Source organism: Bacillus sp. DHT2, assembly GCF_026241455.1.
Classification (GTDB): Bacteria; Bacillota; Bacilli; order Bacillales; family Bacillaceae_G; genus Bacillus_A; species Bacillus_A pseudomycoides.
In genome coordinates this window covers 17,717-36,012 of sequence record NZ_JAPHWH010000006.1, presented here as the reverse complement: position 1 = coordinate 36,012, position 18,296 = coordinate 17,717, and the positions used below count along the sequence as shown (strand labels likewise).

Annotated in this window: 12 protein-coding genes, 1 pseudogene and 1 riboswitch; of the genes and pseudogenes, 1 reads left to right on the top strand and 12 read right to left on the bottom strand. The window is 35.0% G+C overall.

Annotated features, from left to right (window positions below; genetic code table 11):
• Nucleotides 1-44 precede the first annotated feature (44 nt).
• The 9 genes from ORL93_RS15935 to ORL93_RS15895 all read right to left on the bottom strand — a co-directional run bounded on the left by ORL93_RS15935 (nucleotide 45) and on the right by ORL93_RS15895 (nucleotide 13,048).
• Nucleotides 45-983 (bottom strand): DNA-binding transcriptional repressor DeoR, encoded by a 939-nt coding sequence (locus tag ORL93_RS15935; protein ID WP_003196838.1) that lies wholly within the window; start codon nucleotides 981-983, stop codon nucleotides 45-47.
• Nucleotides 984-1,265: 282 nt separating this feature from the next.
• The gene (gene nheC / locus ORL93_RS15930; RefSeq protein WP_097794234.1) at nucleotides 1,266-2,351 is read right to left on the bottom strand and encodes a non-hemolytic enterotoxin subunit C; all 1,086 of its coding nucleotides are present in this window, start codon (nucleotides 2,349-2,351) and stop codon (nucleotides 1,266-1,268) included.
• 196 nt (nucleotides 2,352-2,547) lie between these two features.
• Nucleotides 2,548-3,756, bottom strand: a complete 1,209-nt coding sequence (gene nheB / locus ORL93_RS15925; protein ID WP_265959201.1) for a non-hemolytic enterotoxin subunit B — start codon at nucleotides 3,754-3,756, stop codon at nucleotides 2,548-2,550.
• 53 nt (nucleotides 3,757-3,809) lie between these two features.
• Nucleotides 3,810-4,970, bottom strand: a complete 1,161-nt coding sequence (gene nheA / locus ORL93_RS15920; protein ID WP_097794124.1) for a non-hemolytic enterotoxin subunit A — start codon at nucleotides 4,968-4,970, stop codon at nucleotides 3,810-3,812.
• 961 nt (nucleotides 4,971-5,931) lie between these two features.
• Nucleotides 5,932-7,032: a hypothetical protein gene (locus ORL93_RS15915; protein WP_265959200.1), complete on the bottom strand. Its 1,101-nt coding sequence runs from the start codon at nucleotides 7,030-7,032 to the stop codon at nucleotides 5,932-5,934.
• A 36-nt stretch (nucleotides 7,033-7,068) separates the two neighbouring features.
• The gene (locus ORL93_RS15910; RefSeq protein ID WP_265959199.1) at nucleotides 7,069-8,175 is read right to left on the bottom strand and encodes a hypothetical protein; all 1,107 of its coding nucleotides are present in this window, start codon (nucleotides 8,173-8,175) and stop codon (nucleotides 7,069-7,071) included.
• Between the two features lie 223 nt (nucleotides 8,176-8,398).
• Nucleotides 8,399-9,073: a response regulator gene (locus tag ORL93_RS15905; protein WP_040119411.1), complete on the bottom strand. Its 675-nt coding sequence runs from the start codon at nucleotides 9,071-9,073 to the stop codon at nucleotides 8,399-8,401.
• The gene (locus ORL93_RS15900; protein ID WP_098161029.1) at nucleotides 9,036-10,559 is read right to left on the bottom strand and encodes a sensor histidine kinase; all 1,524 of its coding nucleotides are present in this window, start codon (nucleotides 10,557-10,559) and stop codon (nucleotides 9,036-9,038) included. The genes ORL93_RS15905 and ORL93_RS15900 overlap by 38 nt, the downstream gene beginning before the upstream one ends.
• A 662-nt stretch (nucleotides 10,560-11,221) precedes the next feature.
• Entirely contained in the window at nucleotides 11,222-13,048 is a 1,827-nt protein-coding gene (locus ORL93_RS15895) for an APC family permease (RefSeq protein WP_003196822.1), read from the bottom strand.
• A gap of 141 nt (nucleotides 13,049-13,189) precedes the next feature.
• A riboswitch (cyclic di-AMP (ydaO/yuaA leader) is annotated at nucleotides 13,190-13,338 on the bottom strand.
• 378 nt (nucleotides 13,339-13,716) lie between these two features.
• Here ORL93_RS15895 and ORL93_RS15890 point away from each other — a divergent pair.
• Complete coding sequence (locus ORL93_RS15890) at nucleotides 13,717-16,158, top strand: PAS domain S-box protein (protein WP_018781408.1); 2,442 nt, start codon at nucleotides 13,717-13,719, stop codon at nucleotides 16,156-16,158.
• Between the two features lie 465 nt (nucleotides 16,159-16,623).
• Here the strand turns inward: ORL93_RS15890 and ORL93_RS15885 are convergent.
• The 3 genes and pseudogenes from ORL93_RS15885 to panE form a co-directional block, all read right to left on the bottom strand.
• Nucleotides 16,624-16,782 (bottom strand): annotated as a pseudogene (locus ORL93_RS15885) (phospholipase); the annotation flags it as partial.
• A 64-nt stretch (nucleotides 16,783-16,846) separates the two neighbouring features.
• Nucleotides 16,847-17,122, bottom strand: a complete 276-nt coding sequence (locus ORL93_RS15880; RefSeq protein WP_018765378.1) for a hypothetical protein — start codon at nucleotides 17,120-17,122, stop codon at nucleotides 16,847-16,849.
• 150 nt (nucleotides 17,123-17,272) lie between these two features.
• Complete coding sequence (panE, locus tag ORL93_RS15875) at nucleotides 17,273-18,187, bottom strand: 2-dehydropantoate 2-reductase (protein WP_097794235.1); 915 nt, start codon at nucleotides 18,185-18,187, stop codon at nucleotides 17,273-17,275.
• Nucleotides 18,188-18,296 lie beyond the last annotated feature (109 nt).

Below are 18,296 nucleotides of genomic sequence, written 5' to 3'. Positions count from 1 at the left end.
TTTCTCAAATTCATATTTTTGAGAAACCTTCTTTTTTAACCTTTTTAATAATTTAAAAGCTCTTTCGCGGTATGCTGATCTATAATCAACACATTTGCATATCCTCCGCTTAACGCACCATCTATTGCTTTTACTTTTCTAGAACCTCCAGCAACAAGAACAGAGCGTTTTTTTAAGCGCAACTCCTCTAAATCAATACCAATTGTACGCTGATTAATTTCCTCACTGCAAATATTACCAGCTCCATCAAAGAAACGTGAACAAATATCACCAACAGCTTGTTCTTTCAATAAACTCATCTCTTCTTTATCTAAATAGCCTAATCGAAATAATAGAGCTTCGTCTCTAACAGTTCCAACCGTAAAAATTGCAATATTTGCTTGTTTTCCCATTTCAATAATATGGTGAATATGTCTATCCTGTTCCACTAATTCCTTTGTAACTGCGTTATCAAATATAACTGGAAGCGGTAGATTTCGTGGTGTCGTTTGAAATGCATCTGCAAATAAAGCGATTGTTTCATTCGCATAGGTATTAACACTTGAGTGACTAATACCCCCTTTTAATTGAACAACCTCTACCCCTTTTACATGTTGCGGCACAATTTTTCTTGCGATTTCATACATAGTGGTTCCCCAGCTCACACCAACGATATCACCATTTGTAACAGTCTTCTCCATATACTCAGCAGCATATTTACTAATATATTCCGTAATAGTCGCATACTCTGGTACCGGAGAAAATACGACGTGCGCTTCTAATAAATTATATTTTTCTCTAAGTAGATTTCCTACATTATCTAAATCAGCAAATGGATCTGCTATGTTAATTTGAACAAATCCTTTTTCTTTCGCATATTTTAAAAGCCTTGAGATGGTCGGTCTGGAAATATTCAGTTTATTAGCAATTTCTTGTTGGCTATAATCAGATTGGTAGTATAATCTTGCAACTTCAACACTTAATTGTTGTTTATCTTTATCCATAGTAGCTATTTATATATCCTTTCCTACATTTTTCTATCATTTACAAGCATTATACCGCTTTATTCTAGGAATTTCGACCATCTAAATTGATAGCCAACATTTTCAGAGTAACTTCAATCAAATTTATTTATTGGGCGAAAAAATTTTCTATCAATAAGTTTCTTTTTTCGGTCCCTTGAATTAACACATATGAAGTTCCTTAAACCTCTATTTATCCTCGTTTCAAACTTCAACCAAAACAAAAAAATCAGCGGAGGCCCCCCCACTGATTAGAGTCTTACTTTATTCTACTACACCTTCATGTAATTTTTCTGTATAATTCTTGACATCCTGCCAACTATCTCTAGCTGTATTCAGATCTTCTTTGATAAAAGTAAACTCCTCAGGACTGATGCCTTTTACATTTTGCAACAAATTATTATACTTCGCTCCAATTGTATACCACTGATTCGATATATTTTGAAGAGAAGTAATGGCTGCATCAATTGTTTCCGTCATATTGATTGTCTTATTTTTAACATCAGTCAAAATAGCTACTTCCGTCTGTGCCCCAGAAATTCTAGCCTTTAAGTTTTCGATTTCTCGTTCTGCATTTGCAATATCTTTCTTAGCGACAGCAATCATCGGCCCACCAGCGAGACAAGTGATTAACGCCACACAAAGTGCTGCTCCCGCAATAACCATATCATTACTTTTTTTAATTGAATCATTGTAAGTATTGATTTGCTGTTGCAACAGCGGAATTCCAGCATTCGTACTTGCTAAAATTGAGGTTAATTGATTTGCATCATCCTTAAAGCTTTTTGTATCTTCTGCCATTCTATTTCGAAACGTTTTTAGATTTCCTAACAGCTTATCCACTTCACTCTGGTTGTTCAAAATGACATTGTACAATTTTTCTAAATCAGATTTCAATTTCCCGCTGTCTTTTTGGTCCATAGCTGCTAATAAATTGTTGTAATATGCTTGGAATGTATCATTAAATTCCACAATATTTTGATCCGTCTTCAAAATTTGAGGTTTCATTTCATCTAACCAGTATATCGCATTCAACTTGGCCTCTTTTTGGTGCTTGATCATATTTTCTCGTAAACTACTATTTACTGCACTTATTTTACTCAAATCTGTTTCTTGTTGATCACGAATTGTTTTCGCATATGCATCCATTGCAAATACACTAGATGTTGTTTGTGCCATTACATCCTGGAATCCTGCAGGACCAAGAGAATAGTTTTTATTACTTTCTTGCAATGAATGTATTTGCCCCTTTTGTTCTGCTGCAAGAGGATGCAGTGGTACAATATTACTTGTCGTAACCCCAAGAACCATCATTGACAACATGATTTTCTTATAAAGCCCCTTATTCATATCTCCACCTACTTTGTATAAAGTACAACTTCTATCAGCTGAGATTCCCTTTATCTCAATCATTCTCTGTGTCTCTCTGTTCACGAATAATGAGATTAAAAATCTCCTGCTCAAAATTGAACAGGAGACCTGCATCCCATACTTTATATGTCCGAAAAAATTATCAAGTATCTCCATATAAAGCATTAGTGATTTATTACGCTTTTGTATCCACTACTTTAATATCCTCAGCATAAATCTTTTCAGCATAATCTTTAATATTTTTCCAGCTATCTTTAGCAATATTTAGATCCTCTTTGATGAAAACAAGATCGTTAGGGCTAATAGATTCAACGTTTTGAAGTAAAGAGTTATATTTTGATCCCATTGTATACCATTGATTTGAAATATTTTGCAGTGCAGTAATGGCTACATCGATTGTATTTGTTAAATATTCAGTTTGAGTTTTAATATTTGTTAAGCCAGCTACCTGTAATTGCGCTTGCGAAATTTGTCCTGTTATCTTTTGGATTTCTGCCTGTGCATTATCAAGTTCTTTCTTCGCTAAAACAATTCCAGCAGTTCCTCCTCCTATCGCTGCTGCTCCACCTGCAATAAGTCCAATTCCTAATGGAGTCCCTGCACCAGTAGCAATTACAACTGCACCACCTATAATCGCAATTGGTCCTAAAGCTGTTGCAACTGACGATCCAATAATAATTGCGTTATATTTACCAATCGCCTCATTATACGTTGTGATTTGGTTTTGCATAAGTGGAATTCCAGCATCTTGACTTGCTAAAATAGACGTTAATTGATTTGCATCACCTTTAAAGTTTTGCGTATCTGTTGTCATTTTATTTCGGAATTGTTTTAGGTCTGCCACTAACTTATCTACTTTTTCTTTGTTCTCTGTAATACTAGCAGATAATCTTGTAAGTCCTTTTGTTAGTGTTGCTTTGTCTTTATTATCTACCGCTGTTACTAACGTATCATAATAGTTTTGGAATTTCGTATTATAATTAATAATATTTTGGTTCGTGGAAATCAATTGCGGTTTAATTGTATCCAACCAATGATTTGCATTTCCTCTAGCAACATCTTGATGATGAACAACTTTTGTTTTTAAAGAATCATCAACTGTCGTTATACCATTAAAATTAACATTAGCTTGTTTGATAATTGTTAAAGCATATAGGTCCATTACTAAAGCATTTGAACCTGTTCTTGCCATCGCATCTCTTAGACCGTCTGGCCCTAATGAATATTCAGAGTACTTGTCCGATGCATCTGATACACTAGCATGAATCGGAATTGGTTTTGTTGTGCTTTCCGCTGCATAAGTATGTGCTGGTAGGATATTACCTGCTACAACTACTGCCATGATTGCCGATAGAGCCATTACTTTATAAGGTTTTTTTGTCATTTTTCTTCTCTCCCTATATCATTAATTATTATGATGTATTGTCTGCAAGAAATTTAATGTACCATTACATTTGTCACGTAATCTTCAAATTGCTTCGTTTGTTTAGCCATCTCATCATTTAATCTTTTAAGTTGACTAAATTGTTTTTGGAGTGTACTACTATCAATAGAAACACCTGTTGCAAGATTCTCTTTCATTTGAAGCATAGTTTCATTCACTGACTTCCAATCATTCACCAAATACTCCAAAGTTGTAATTTGTCTATTAATTAGCTCCGTAAAACTTTTTACCTGATCTTCAATAAATGTAATTTCAGTTACTTGAATTTCAGATTGTGATAACTTTTGAATAAGTGGTAGTAATTCTTTTTGCTTCTGCTGAATTCTATTCGCAGCTTCTCTTGTTTGACTATCTGCAGCATTTACGATTTCATCGCTAAGAGATCCAATCGATACAAAATCTACTGTTTTTGTCTGAGCTGTTTGATTCGTAATTGTAAAAACTTGTTTCCCAATATTAATTGAGCCTTTAATAATTTCATTTGGTCGATTTAAAATCTTTGTAAGTTCCGCTTGAATCTCTTCTTGAATTCTTTTAATATCCGCTCTTATTTGTACAATATCTCCATTTGAGCCCTTTAATGATTGAATTGCTGTGTCAGCCTTTTGAGATAGACTTGCATTATCTTTATCCAATAAAGCTTTAAAACGATTTAACTCAAGTAAAGTTTGTTCCATGTCATCTTGAATTGTTTGTGATTGACTATAGAGTCTACCGAAAGCGCTTACAAAATCATTTTTTGCTTGTTCATCTTCATTCACTTTTCCAGCTAAATCATATAATTTACTATAATAGCTATTAAATCTTGTACTATATCTCATCATTTCTTGATTTAGATCCATTAACTTCGGATTATACTCATCTACCCATTCACGGACATTCGTTTTTGCGATCTTTTGAAAATCTGTCAAACTACTCATAGCACTTACTTTAATATCTGGCTGTTGTAAAATAACTAATCCGTAAGCTTGTATTAAAGGAGTGTTTGCCCCTAAAGTTCTTATCGAATTTGACAATGTATTTCTAGCCGTAATATTTTGAACACTTGTTTGTTTAAATTCTGATTGATTACTTTCTGCGAAAGCACTTATAGGTGTTAAGCAACTTGTAGATACTGCCGTAACCAATAGCCCTGTAAGTAAAGTCTTTTTCACTTTAACTCCTCCTAATATATTAGTAACTAATTATATTTTTTTATATAGATTTAATACTGTTTATTTCTTTGTAATAGACAAATATAGGAAACGTTTCCATACATATTCAATCTTTTTCGAATATGTATGAACTCTATTAGTTTTTATATTTCCTTATTAGCGATTTCATCCCTTACTTTTTTGATTCAAATTAGAACTACTATCTTAATAAGAAAATAAAATCATATTTTACTATATCCACCTCTTTCGATTCATTAGATTTAAAATATAGCACCACTTGGACTTAAACTAAATCATATAAGCTATTCATCATACCTTTTATTTACTAAATGAATTTCCTACCATGAATCTTCTTCCAATTCCCTATAAAACTAAGAAAGAAGATTGCATATGTTACACAAAAATATTATTCATTTTTCACAATTCATTAATAAGGTTATGAAACAAATAGCTGTGTTTAAATTCAAGTTTTATACTGTAGCCTCATTTAAACACAGCTATTTTTTATCGTAAAGGTGTATTTTTTCTTCCGCTATTCCATAGGCTTTTTGTCTTTATTTCAATATAAAGTAACATTAACTTTATAAAATATTAATAAGAGTATTTTTCATTGAAAAGCACCTTTATCTCTAAAAGAATCGCCATAGCAATTATTATTTCGATATAACTATTATGAGTGTATGCAATTATGCATACACTCTTTTCACAAAGCAGATTTCCTTACTTTAAAACTTTTTCTCCCTTACAGAAAACAATTCATTTTCTCTTTTTATAAAAAAGAAAATGAATTAATCATCCTCCTGATAAAAACATTCCCTTTCTGCTCTTTTATTCATAGGTAGTAAGTCCCATCTATATCCTATATTCATTATCTAAAAGCGAGCGCTCACTAGCACCAATTAAATGGTCAAGTTTACTGAGAAATCCTATTCTATTTCTATTTTTTGATTAGCAAAGTATACTACAAACTACCACAGTGTCTACATTTATTACGCCTCCGATAATAGTAAGCTATCGTAGCGCCAAACAGAGCCACTCCCCAAATTGGCCATAATAACTCTGGACCTTCCAATGCCCATCCCCTATGATCTAGGCCCCCTTTATTAATAAAACCTCGGATGTACATCAAACCAGCTGAAGTAACCATAATGGAAACCAGTGAAGCCGGGATAATCGCTAATGAAAGAGGTACACGCTTACCAGCAACAAATGGAAACCAACGCGGAAAAATTTCTCCCCATCGCTGAATAAGCCCTAGCGTAAGAATTGCCCCTCCAAGCGCTACGGTTGCCAAAGACGCACCCATTAACCAAATTCCAGGTGAATCACGTTCAAAAGAATCAAGTAATTCTTTAGTCGTTCCTAGTGGAATGCCTATCGCCCAACACCATCTTGTTATGGAATAACAGATGGGAATTATAATAGCAATGTAAGTGCACCATTTCCCCCAAGATGCTGCTGAGGTTTGTGATGTCCATTTAGAAGGATTACTATTTCGGCCACAATACGGACAAGCATTTCGTATTTGGCGTTGGTAGGCTAAAGCAGTAGCAATCCATAGAAAGGATCCGAGCATACTAATATATTGATTTACAACCGTCCCATACATCATGTGTTCAAAAAAATTAGCTTCAGATGGAAAATCAAATGGCGCTCCAACCAGAAAGACAATTCCATACGCCGCAGTCGCCAAAATACGGTAATCGATAACTGCAAATAATAGAATTGCTACTAACATATACACAAACGTGAGCAACATCATTCGGAAAAGTCCCTTGCCCCAACCAAGAATCATCAGGACAGCTACAATGACCCCCATTAATCCAAATCCAACCATCATAGGTGCACCGATCTCAGGCCTCAAACCAGCTAGCATTGAGTATTCAGAATGTGGATCCCCTATCCCAAGTGGAAAACCTTTTCCTCCCAACGCCCAATACAAACCTAATATGAAATACATAAACGACCACGCACCTGCAACATACCCAATCCATTTTGGCCATAGCGATAACCGCTCAACAATATGAATTCCGGTTTCACTTGTTTTCTTTATCTTTAACATCTCGAAAACCACCCCTTCTATTAGAAAGTTCAAATGCTAAAACTTTCCGCAAAATCCACACTGGCCTTTCCTTCTTTGATAATAAGCAAGAGTTGCCACTCCTAATGCTATTCCCCATGGAAGCCAAAATAGTGAAGGCCCTAATTCTCCCCAATTTCCAGCATTGATGGAACCATCCAATATTTTCAAAATGATAATCGGACTTATTTTTAATCCCGCAAGAGTGATAAGAACAGATGCACATGTCGCTGGTATCACCGCGAACCAAATAGGAACACGTCTTCCAGCCAAATAAAGGCACCAACGAGGAAAATTTCCTCCCCATTTTTGGATAAGTCCCAATGTAAGAATAGCACCGCATATTGGTAATCCCCCAAGTACGACCTCTATCAAACGTTCCGTAAATGATTGATTGCTAATTAATGTTGCTGCTGCATCACTCACTCCCAATGGAATCTCTGCAGCCCACGCTAAGCGGACAATGCCATAAGGAAGTGCCATAACGATAGCAATGTAGGTTGCATATTTCCCCAAACTGTTTCTGGCAATTGAGTTATCCTGAGTCTCCTTTTGGCGCCCGCAATTCACACATGCTTCCCGGCTCCGCCGCTGATAAGCCAAGGCTGTGGCTCCCCACAAAAATCCTCCTACCATACATAGAAGTTGATTTATTACAGACCAATCAATGAGTTGAAAGTGTAGCATGAATGAATAAGCGAAATTCTGTAATACCCGGACATCAGGAATCACCAACACTAGAGTCATACACATTATCCATGCGAAAATGAGCAGGACTGCACGTGGAATCATTCCCCCCCACATTCGGATTGTAGCCAATGCAGCGATTGCTCCAATCCCTCCAATGCAAGCGATTGTCACTCCTCCCACATCTGATTGTATGTTTGCTAAAAATGATCCCATCATAACCCCTCTTGAATCATTTTCACCAAAAGGAAATCCTGCGCCTCCTAAAGCCCAATAAAGCCCCAAAATCCCATACAAGAAAGACCAGATTGCAGCTATATAAGCAACCCATCTATGCCAATCTGACAGCAGTTTATTTTGATTCCTCTTCCTATCTTTCAATGTGTATTCTGAGTTATTCTCAGTCGACTGTCGTATATAATTTAATTTAAAAACCATAGTCTCCAACTCCTTAGTGGATAGTGATGAGTAAGTTCATACTATAATAGGAGAAACAATTTGAAACGAATCCACGGACCTGTTTATAAACAGGTCTAAAGATCCGTTTATAAACAGGAGTTTACATGATTAAGGCTTTAGGCCCACTTCTTGTAAATGTCGCTAGAAAACAAAAACCCAATTCCATGTAAAGGAATTGGGTTGAGAACTTTCTAAATATAAATCAATAATCGCTTTCCTGATTCGGACGCATAAACCCTTGTTCCCATGCAAAAACAGCAGCTTTCGTACGATCAAGCATATGAAGCTTACTTAAAATGTTACTAACATGGCCTTTCACTGTCTTTTCACTAATGAAAAGACTTTCAGCAATTTCAGCATTCGTGAGTCCCCTAGCAATCAATCGTAATACTTCCAATTCTCGTTCACTTAGCTCGGAAAATGGATCGGGAGATGCCTGTTTCGTAGCACGAATCTCATTAACAACCCGTGCAGCCACCCGTGGATGCATAATGGATTCGCCTTGTACGCCTCTCCTTACCGTTTCAACCAATTGATTAGGCTCAATGTCTTTAAGCACATATGATATCGCCCCTGCACGTAACGCTGGAAAAATGTACTCGTCCTCATGATAAGAAGTCAACACAATCACTTGAGAACGAGGACTAACTTGTTTAATCATTCGTATCGCCTCTACACCATTGATACCCGGCATCACTAAATCCATGAGTACGATATCTGGCACAAGCTCAGCAGCTAGGTCCGTAGCATTCTCACCATTCTCTGCTTCTCCAACCACGTGAAAGTCAGGTTGAATTGTGAATAGAGTATTCAATCCTTGTCTTACAATTGCATGATCATCAACAATTAAAATCGAAATCGGATCTTCCTTCTCCATTTTCTGTCACCTCTTCTAAATAACCATTGGCATTCGGATTGTTATCTTCCCAAATGTCTGCTTGTTTACATTGAACGGTAATTTTCACACCTTTCTCTATCCCGCTTTGGATATCGATATTCCCTTTTAACGCATGAGTCCGTTCACGCATAGAGGACAAACCTACTCCTTGTCGAGCTCCCCTTTGCATATCAAACCCACAACCATTATCATGAATAGAAAGAGTTACTACTTCTTCGCACTCTAGATGAATCATTACCATATTTGCTTGACTGTGGCGTGCAACATTATTCAGTGCCTCCTGTGTGATGCGAAAAAATGTTTCTTCAATAATGGGGGATACTTGTTGCTGTCCACTTGTCTCCAAATTAACCATGATACCCGTTTGTTCTTGCCACATCCCCGCATAATCTTTTAATGCATGTGCCAAATTCTTGCCCTCAAGTGCGACAGGACGTAATTCCCGAATTAATGCACTTAACTCCCGCTGCGTTTGATGTAACAAGTTTTCTGCCTTTAACAAATGGTCTTTAGCGGTATCATCATCTTTTCCAATAAGAGATTTACTAGTATTCAACCAGATAGATATAGCAAACAGTTGCTGCTTAATACTATCATGTAGCTCACGAGCTAATCGATTGCGTTCCTCAAGTGTCGCTAAATCTTGCCGCACTCTAAGTAAGGTACGTAATTGTTTCGCCATTTGATTCAACTTATATGCCAACTGCCCTAATTCATCCTTTGAAGGATCATGTACAAATGTTGTGAAATCTCCTTGACTCCATTGATCTGTAGAGTTTAATATCTTTTGAATACGACGAACGAGACTTCGAGAGGTGATAATTCCAAAAGTAATACCAACAATTGCTGCACCAATAAAGAAAGCCAAAATACTAAATCCAAAAAACTGAAAAGTAGCCTTCCAAAAATCGAACAAAGAAAAATGTATGTTTTCTGCTTTAACTACTAATACCCCAAGAACATCTTTCTCATTAGATAACGGAGCAACAATATATAAAACCCCACCTTTATGATAGCTATATGTTTTTAACTTACGTGCTTCGGATGGTTTCAGTGACAGAGCTGTATATATATTTCGATAAACTTTCGCAGGGAACTCTGTTTTAAAATCAATAAACTGAGGCACATTCTCTCCAGCACTTGCAAGTAATTTCCCATTTGGATCAGTCACCACAGAAAATCCATCGAATTCAGTCCCTACTTCTATGGGCCAATCTTCTAATGCCTTCTTCAGTTGATTTTGATTAATCAATGGTCCATTAAAGTTAGAAGAGATATTTTGGGCCTGTATGCTTATCTGTTGTTCAAACATTTGGTCCGCATTATATTTCACTAGACTAAGTGAAATAAGAAAGCCTACCACTTCAAGGGTTAATAGAACACCAATGGTTGTTAATACATAAAATAAAGTCAGTTTCCACTGCAAGCGGCGGAAATGCCGGACAAAACGAGACAAAAATTTCATGTTTTTCCCTTCCTAATTGAAAGTATAGTGACCACCGTATTGTTCAATTCCCACTAAAATCTACTCCCTACTATAAAATATGTATTGAAATTTAACATTCCTCCCCCCAAGAAGCTTCTTTATATCATTCATTCTAAATTTAATTTTTCTTGATAAATTAGAAATTTCCTAGCGTACCCTTAAAATTATTTGTGCACGAATATATCCTCTCCTTGCTCTTCTATAAATCAGATCCTTTTCTGTCTTATCATTCACTCTATTTTAACAACTTCTTAAAAAGATAGATTGGTATGGAGAAACAGATATAAACTCCCCCCTTCTACTTAATGACGAATGTGGATGTGGAACATGCACTTTTGTAATAATATTCTTAAAGAAAAAATCAAAAACTATATATCTTTATTGCCTTAATAGTAGTAAATATATTCATATAATGTAGATAATCATTTTAAAAACCAGGGTCGTTCAAAAAATTGGTGAAAGTAAATGGATAGGAATTTTAACAAGGTTAGAAAGAATAACTTTTGGAGTGGTAAAAAGTTTCGAAATACCAAATTTAACATAAGGATTGGATACACAAAGATAAGATATAAAACCTATTTGTATAAAAAGGTAGCTCTACATAAGTAAAGCTACCTTAGAAATTGCTTGTTCTATAATCTTTATTTTTTCAAATGATACGGTACAGTTGTAATAACTACATTTCTCTTATAAAGCAAGAATGCACGAATCAATAAGCTAGACTGGTTATGAAGAATATTGTGCCAGCCTTTCTTAGGAATAAATTGCGGTATTACTACAGTAACCCGATAATTTGATTCGCTAGCTTTATATTGAACTGTATCAATAAATTTGGTTAGCGGCTGAATAATACTTCTGTAATGAGAGTGTAGTGTCACCAGTCTAACCTCAGGCTGCCATTTCTTCCATTTTTCTTCAAACTTCTTCTCATCTTCTCTTTCAAAAGAAACGTAAACAGCTATGACTTGATCTGGTGAAAGGGATTTAGCATAATTTAATGAATTCTCTACTACATGAGTCATCCCAGCAACAGGAACAATTATGACATTCCCTTCAATCGGCACAATTGGTTCACAAGTTTTAAGACTTAATTGATCACCTACCGCTTCATAATGCTTTCTAATTCGATGAAAAACAATAATAATGACAGGTAAGAAAATTAAGACTGTCCAAACTTGTGAAAACTTAGTTAAAAAGAACATACTCATAACTATAAAACTAATAATAGCACCCGTTAAATTAATCGTTAATTTTAAAATCCATCCTTGAGGCTTTTCACGAATCCATTTTACCACCATTCCAGACTGGGACAACGTAAATGGAATAAACACGCCTACTGCATAAAGTGGAATGAGATGTTCCGTTTGCCCTTGGAAAGCAATAATTAAAAGAATTGAAGCAATTCCAAGTATGATAATTCCATTTGAATACCCTAATCGGTCTCCTCTAACTGTAAACATTCTAGGTATAAACTTATCTTTTGCAAGATTAACTGCTAATAAAGGAAAAGCAGAATAACCAGTATTAGCAGCAAGTATTAATATCAACGCTGTTGTTCCTTGAATAAAGAAATACATGAAGTTCCGTCCAAATGTTTCTTCGGCAATTTGTGAAACAACTGTTACCTCTCCACTTGGAGTAATACCATAATAGTAAGCTAAATATACGATTCCTGAAAATAACACTGCAAGTAAGGAGCCCATCGCAAGTAACGTTTTAGCAGCATTTTTAGGAGCCGGATCTTTAAAGTTTGGAATCGCATTGGAAATGGCTTCAACACCTGTCAAAGCAGAACTACCTGATGCAAATGCTTTTAAAAGTAAAAACAAACTAACCCCTGCTACTGGTGTACCAATTGGTGTATGCAAATTAGGTGAGACTTCACCTGTTACAATGTTGTATATACCTACACCGATTAATATAAATAACGCTAAAACAAATAAATAAACGGGATAAGCTAAAATAGAAGCTGATTCCGTTACTCCTCTTAAGTTCAAAATTGTAATAAATAATACAAAGATAATAGCAATAATTACATTATGAGCATGTAAGCTAGGAAAAGCAGATGTAATAGCATCTGTACCTGCAGATACACTTACTGCCACCGTTAAAATGTAGTCTACTAATAAGGAACCTCCAGCTATTAACCCTGGATTAACACCTAAATTTTCTTTTGATACTACATATGCCCCCCCGCCATGAGGATAGGCAAAAATAATTTGTCTATAAGACAAAATTAGAGCTGTTAGCAAAACTAAGACTCCTATTGCGATTGGAATAGAATACCAAAATGCTAACGCCCCCACTGTAGATAGAGCAATCAATATTTGCTCCGGACCATAGGCAACCGATGATAATGCGTCAGAAGATAGAATCGCTAACGCTTTCGTTTTATTAAGCTTTTGCTCTCCTAATTCGGTTGATTTTAAGGGTCTTCCAATTAAAAACCTCTTTATAGTTGAAACCACTGCTGTCCACTCTCCAATAACTTTGTACGTACATTTCTCTTTTAGTCAAATTAATACGCTATTTTTCAGAAAACAAAAAATGTCTACAAGCCATAACAAATAGACTTGTAGACATTAATTTTTTTGTCGCACAAGCTCCACCTTCCTTCTCATATAACGCTTACGAGGTTAGCTGTCGGATTCGGGCCTGTGAGTAGCCCTACCTCTTTTGCAAGGATTCACCCCTTGGATTATGTATCAATCCATAAAAACGGTTCCCCCGTACCATCAGGTTTCAGCGATTTAGAAATTCGAAACTGTCGATTATCATACTCCCTTATTTAGAAAAAGTAAACAAAAATTTTTAAACAATGGCTTAATTTTTTAGAAATAGAAGAATTGTGATGATTATATAGGGTATTACTTCGTGAATGAATATAATGCATCATATAAAATTAGCTTTTGAAGTTTTTGCACCACAATCAAATTATTTATATATACGCTATCTATTAATGAATAGACTTCACCTTTTTTCAACTACAGTATACATATATCTAGACCCATCGATTACTTCTATCAGTTCCCCTATTAATACCCTTATTGTTCGAAATATTAAATCTAAAACCCGTTTTATTTGTAGGATTTCCTTACTTTTTGTCGAATATATTCAATGGGAGGAGGAATATTACATGATTTTCAAAGGATTCTTCATTAATCTATCTATTTTTGCTTTCCTAGTTAGCTCAGCTATATTCATTCGAGTGTTGATTTTGAATATTAATTCTAAATTAAACCGGCTATACGGAGGAGTAGTTGCCGGTATCATAGCTGCTATTCTGATGGTCTTTAATTTTAAGCACATGGGATTGTTTTATGATCTCCGAATGGCTCCTCTTATAATTTCGTACATTTATTTTGGTCGTACGGCCGGTTGGATTACAATAACATTTATTATAATTATGCGCATTTTCTATCTTGGTGGTAATTGGGGACCATCTTTGATTGTTTCTTTAGGAATAGCTACTATATATACTATTTTTGAAACTTATCTCAAGAAGCTTCATCCCTTTAAGAGAGTCTTTCTCTATCTAGCTGTTTATATAGCTATGATCCATTTGGTATTCGGATTCTTTTTTCCTTCTATACCTCTTATACTTTTTGACATTCAAGGTACATTATTTATATCTTCTGGACTATTGATCTGTATTTTTCTTATGGAGTCCTATCAAAAATTATATTGTTTAACACAAAATTTAACTAAAGCGAATGAAACATTACTAGAATCCAAGCAAGAATTAAGGGATACCGTACATGAATTGCAAGGAGGTATTTTTAAATTTAAAAAAGTAAATGGAAATTTTATTCATACTATGTGTGATGGGCAGTTATTTTATCAACATGGGTTTCACTCAGAACAAGTGGTAGGAAGAAGTTTACTTACCATAGATTCTTCCATTATTTCATTTCATTTACTTCCTCGACTACTAAAATATTATCAACAGGCATGGGATGGTGAAGAAGTCAGTTTCGAACTGCCATGGCCCAATGATGAGACTATTATACTTTTCTCTCTTAGGCCTGTTAAACGAGAAGGAACAGTTATTGAGGTAGTTGGTTCTACTGTTGATATAACGAAAAGAAAAAATGCGGAAGATGAACTAAAGGTGACGAAAGATCGGCTGGAATCATTTATTAATCATAACGTAGATGCTATCACTATATTTGATTTAGATGGACATATGATACAAGCCAATAAAGCTTATGAAAAGATATTTGGATGGTCAGAAAAAGAAATCTTGGGAAAAAAATTACCTTGCATACCTGATTTTTTAATGAATGAAACTTTAGAATTTATAAAAAATATTAAAAATACCAATATACAAGACCCTGTTATTACTAGGTTAGAAACAGTTAGACAAAGAAAAGATAAAACTCTAATTGATGTAAGCTTGACGGTTTCACCCATTCTAGATTTAAGGGGCAATGTAATTGCTTTATCAGGAATTTGTAGAGACATTTCTGAAAGGAAACAAGCAGAAAGAGAACTCCATCGATTACATCAACAATTAAAAGACAGTGAAATGAAATACCGTGCACTAATCGAACAAGCAACTGACGCAGTATATGTAGTAGAGCTGAATGAGGATCAATTTCCAACAGGATTTATAGAGGTAAATCCTGTTGGGTGTAAAAGATTTGGATATAGTAGAGAGAAGCTTCTCTCAATGCCATTTCCTAGTACCGTTCCGCCAGATTCTCCAATGGTCAAAAGAGTAATAAAAAAAATTAGAGAAGGGCAAACTTCTTTCACTTTGCAAGATGAATTTGTTTTTCCAACAGGAAAAACAATAACAACTGAGTTTGGTGTCCGTGTTTTTAACTTGAATGGCAAAAACGTTTTCTTGAGTATCTCTCGAGATATCACTGAGCGGTTAAAAACAGAGGAATTATTACGAAAATCAGAGAAACTTGCTGTAGTTGGTCAATTAGCCACTGCAATTGCCCATGAAATTAACAATCCTTTAACAGCAATGAAAGGATTCATGCATTTACTAAAATCATCGGAAAATAAGAAAAATGAACATTATATAGATATCGTGTTATCAGAGATTGAGCGAATAGAAAGTATTACAAATGAATTTATGGCACTAGCAAAGCCTCAGGCGTTAGAAATTAAAACAAATGATCTTAATGTATTAATGAAACAAGTTGTAATGATACTTCAGCCTCAAGCAATGATGAACAACATACAAATTACAACTGAGTTTACATCTGATACTTCATTCATCCTTTGTGAAGGAAATCAATTAAAGCAAGTTTTTATAAATATCTTAAAAAATGCGATTGAAGCGACAGCAATGGGAGGGGAAGTCTTGATTCAAATCGAATATATACCTGATAAAAACCAGGTAAACATTCGATTTACTGATTACGGATGTGGAATTGAAAAAGATCGTATACCTTACCTAGGAGAGCCATTTTATAGTATTAAAGAAGATGGTATCGGTTTAGGATTAATGATCTGTTATAAAATGATCGAAAAGCACCAAGGAAAGATACTTATTGAAAGTGAGGTAGGTAAAGGAACGACAATCAATGTAAATCTTCCTATATCTACTCTCGAAAACTAATATTCTTATTTATCTTTTTAGGTACCACCGTATCACCAGAAATTTAAAAATAAAAACATCTCAAAAGTAAAAAGTTTCTTTTCTATAGTTTAGAAGAAGAAATTTTTTCATTTTAAATATTATGGATAATTTAATTTAAAAAAATGAAGAACAATATCTATTAGAAGCTGATGATAGTGTAAAAATACCAGCAAATTCGAAACATAAATGGGAAAATTCTTAGATATGGTGGATTATTCCTAGAATCGTTGCCGTATCTTAATAAAGACATCCTTGTTGTACAGACAATTGGTATACCAAACATGATTGTAATACACAGATTGATCGAATGAACTTAATAGAAAGAGAGGGCCTTTCTGGTAAGAGCTCCTCTCTTTCTATTAAGTTGTGTCATGTGTAAGTTTATCATTTTAACCGAGAAGACTCCCTCCTCTAAACGAAGTGAAGGTGGGGGTAGTTCAATTCTTATTGATTCACGTACATATCAAACCATAAATGGATATATCCAGCTGTAATACGTTGCGCTTCTATTAAGCGTTTTCCTGTTACTGGTGTTACCTCAGCGCGCCATTTATCAGCAGAGTCTTGTGACACAGCCGCTTTTATAAACCAACCTTTCGTTGAACTTTAAGGTGAGAGTCTTACTATCGGCGAATAGCGGGATAAAATATTGAATGTTCATATACAATTACCTGATTTGTACTTTTTTATATCCACCTTCTTTTTCGAGACCATTCATTTTTAAATTCACATAATAAACCAATCTAAATATAAACGGAAACAACAAAGAGCCTACAAGGGATGGAATGAATATTTTATTAAAAAGTGAAGCTATCCCAAAAAGAATCACCGCAAAAAAGTAGCCCACAATTGCACTCCAATAAACAAAACGTGCAAATTTAATTTGGAACGTATCACCTTTTTTGCAAGGTTTACCGAACATAACTTGGACAAATTTAATCAATGTAATCACCTCTCCTTATGCTGTAGCTTGTTTCAAGAGACAACAAGCCAATTATATCTCATTTACAGTAACTCACTTGGAAATGTCTCCTCGAAAACCCGTCACACCAGCAGGTCTACGAATCTCTCTATAGACTGTTGGAATGTTCGCTTACAGCATCTCTTCATAAACTTTTAAATTTTGATAAATAATTTTTAACAATGGCGCATCTATATGAAATTGTTTTGCTAATTTTAACAAATATCCTTGTAAGTACTCCCCCTCGATAGGTGAATCTTTCTCCATATCCCGCTGCATAGAAGATTTCATATCATATGAAATCTTATCGATCGTCTTCATATGTTCGTCAACAATATTATCCTGAATTGGGGCTCCAGATGCTTTCATAATCTGTGCTGCTTCTTCAAATAAATTCCGAATCAAGTCCCGTCCCCCATCACTTTCACGGATTGGTCCTATTGGTGCGCGCATTAGCGTAGTCACACCTGACATAACAGTAATAAATAAATATTTATGCCACATATCTTGCACGATATGATTACTCAAAACAAAACTTGCTTTTGTACCCTTTAATGCATCGGCAATCCCATATATTCGCTCTGTATGTAGATGTTTAATTTCCCCAAATACAAGTCGGTCAGCAGAGCTAGTTTGAACAACATCTCCCTCACCGTTTAATGTTGTTTCAATAAAACACAAACCTCCAATAACTTTATCCTCACCAAATACCCGTTGTAATACAGATAGATGGGCTATACCATTTAGTAGTGGTATAATAATTGTGTTCTCACCAACAAATGGCTTCAAATCGTTTATTGCTTCTTCTAAATGATAAGTTTTTGTTGAAAATAAAATTAAATCGAATGGATCTGCGGATTCAGTTTTTATGATTAATTGTGGTATAAAGGAGAAATCTCCATTTATGCTACGAATAACAAGACCATTTTTCTCAAGCTGTTGTTTTCGTCCACTACGAACGAGAAAAGTAACGTCTTCCCCTTTTTCTACTAAACGGCCTCCAAAATACCCCCCGACTCCTCCAGCTCCTAGTACTAAAATACGCATATAGAACTCCCCTTTTCCAAACATGAAAATTTTACTTCCTTGTAACATAACTATATTATACATCTGACTCATTAATTAAACAGAAGATTCAACTTTTTAATAAGGTTTT

What these genes read in the sequence shown, in the direction of transcription:
- ORL93_RS15905 (WP_040119411.1), bottom strand. Translation starts at nt 9,073, where the DNA reads ATGGAGAAGGAAGATCCGATTTCGATTTTAATTGTTGATGATCATGCA.
- nheC (WP_097794234.1), bottom strand. Translation starts at nt 2,351, where the DNA reads ATGAATAAGGGGCTTTATAAGAAAATCATGTTGTCAATGATGGTTCTT.
- ORL93_RS15935 (WP_003196838.1), bottom strand. Translation starts at nt 983, where the DNA reads ATGGATAAAGATAAACAACAATTAAGTGTTGAAGTTGCAAGATTATAC.
- panE (WP_097794235.1), bottom strand. Translation starts at nt 18,187, where the DNA reads ATGCGTATTTTAGTACTAGGAGCTGGAGGAGTCGGGGGGTATTTTGGA.
- ORL93_RS15900 (WP_098161029.1), bottom strand. Translation starts at nt 10,559, where the DNA reads ATGAAATTTTTGTCTCGTTTTGTCCGGCATTTCCGCCGCTTGCAGTGG.
- ORL93_RS15910 (WP_265959199.1), bottom strand. Translation starts at nt 8,175, where the DNA reads ATGGTTTTTAAATTAAATTATATACGACAGTCGACTGAGAATAACTCA.
- ORL93_RS15915 (WP_265959200.1), bottom strand. Translation starts at nt 7,032, where the DNA reads ATGTTAAAGATAAAGAAAACAAGTGAAACCGGAATTCATATTGTTGAG.
- ORL93_RS15890 (WP_018781408.1), top strand. Translation starts at nt 13,717, where the DNA reads ATGATTTTCAAAGGATTCTTCATTAATCTATCTATTTTTGCTTTCCTA.
- nheB (WP_265959201.1), bottom strand. Translation starts at nt 3,756, where the DNA reads ATGACAAAAAAACCTTATAAAGTAATGGCTCTATCGGCAATCATGGCA.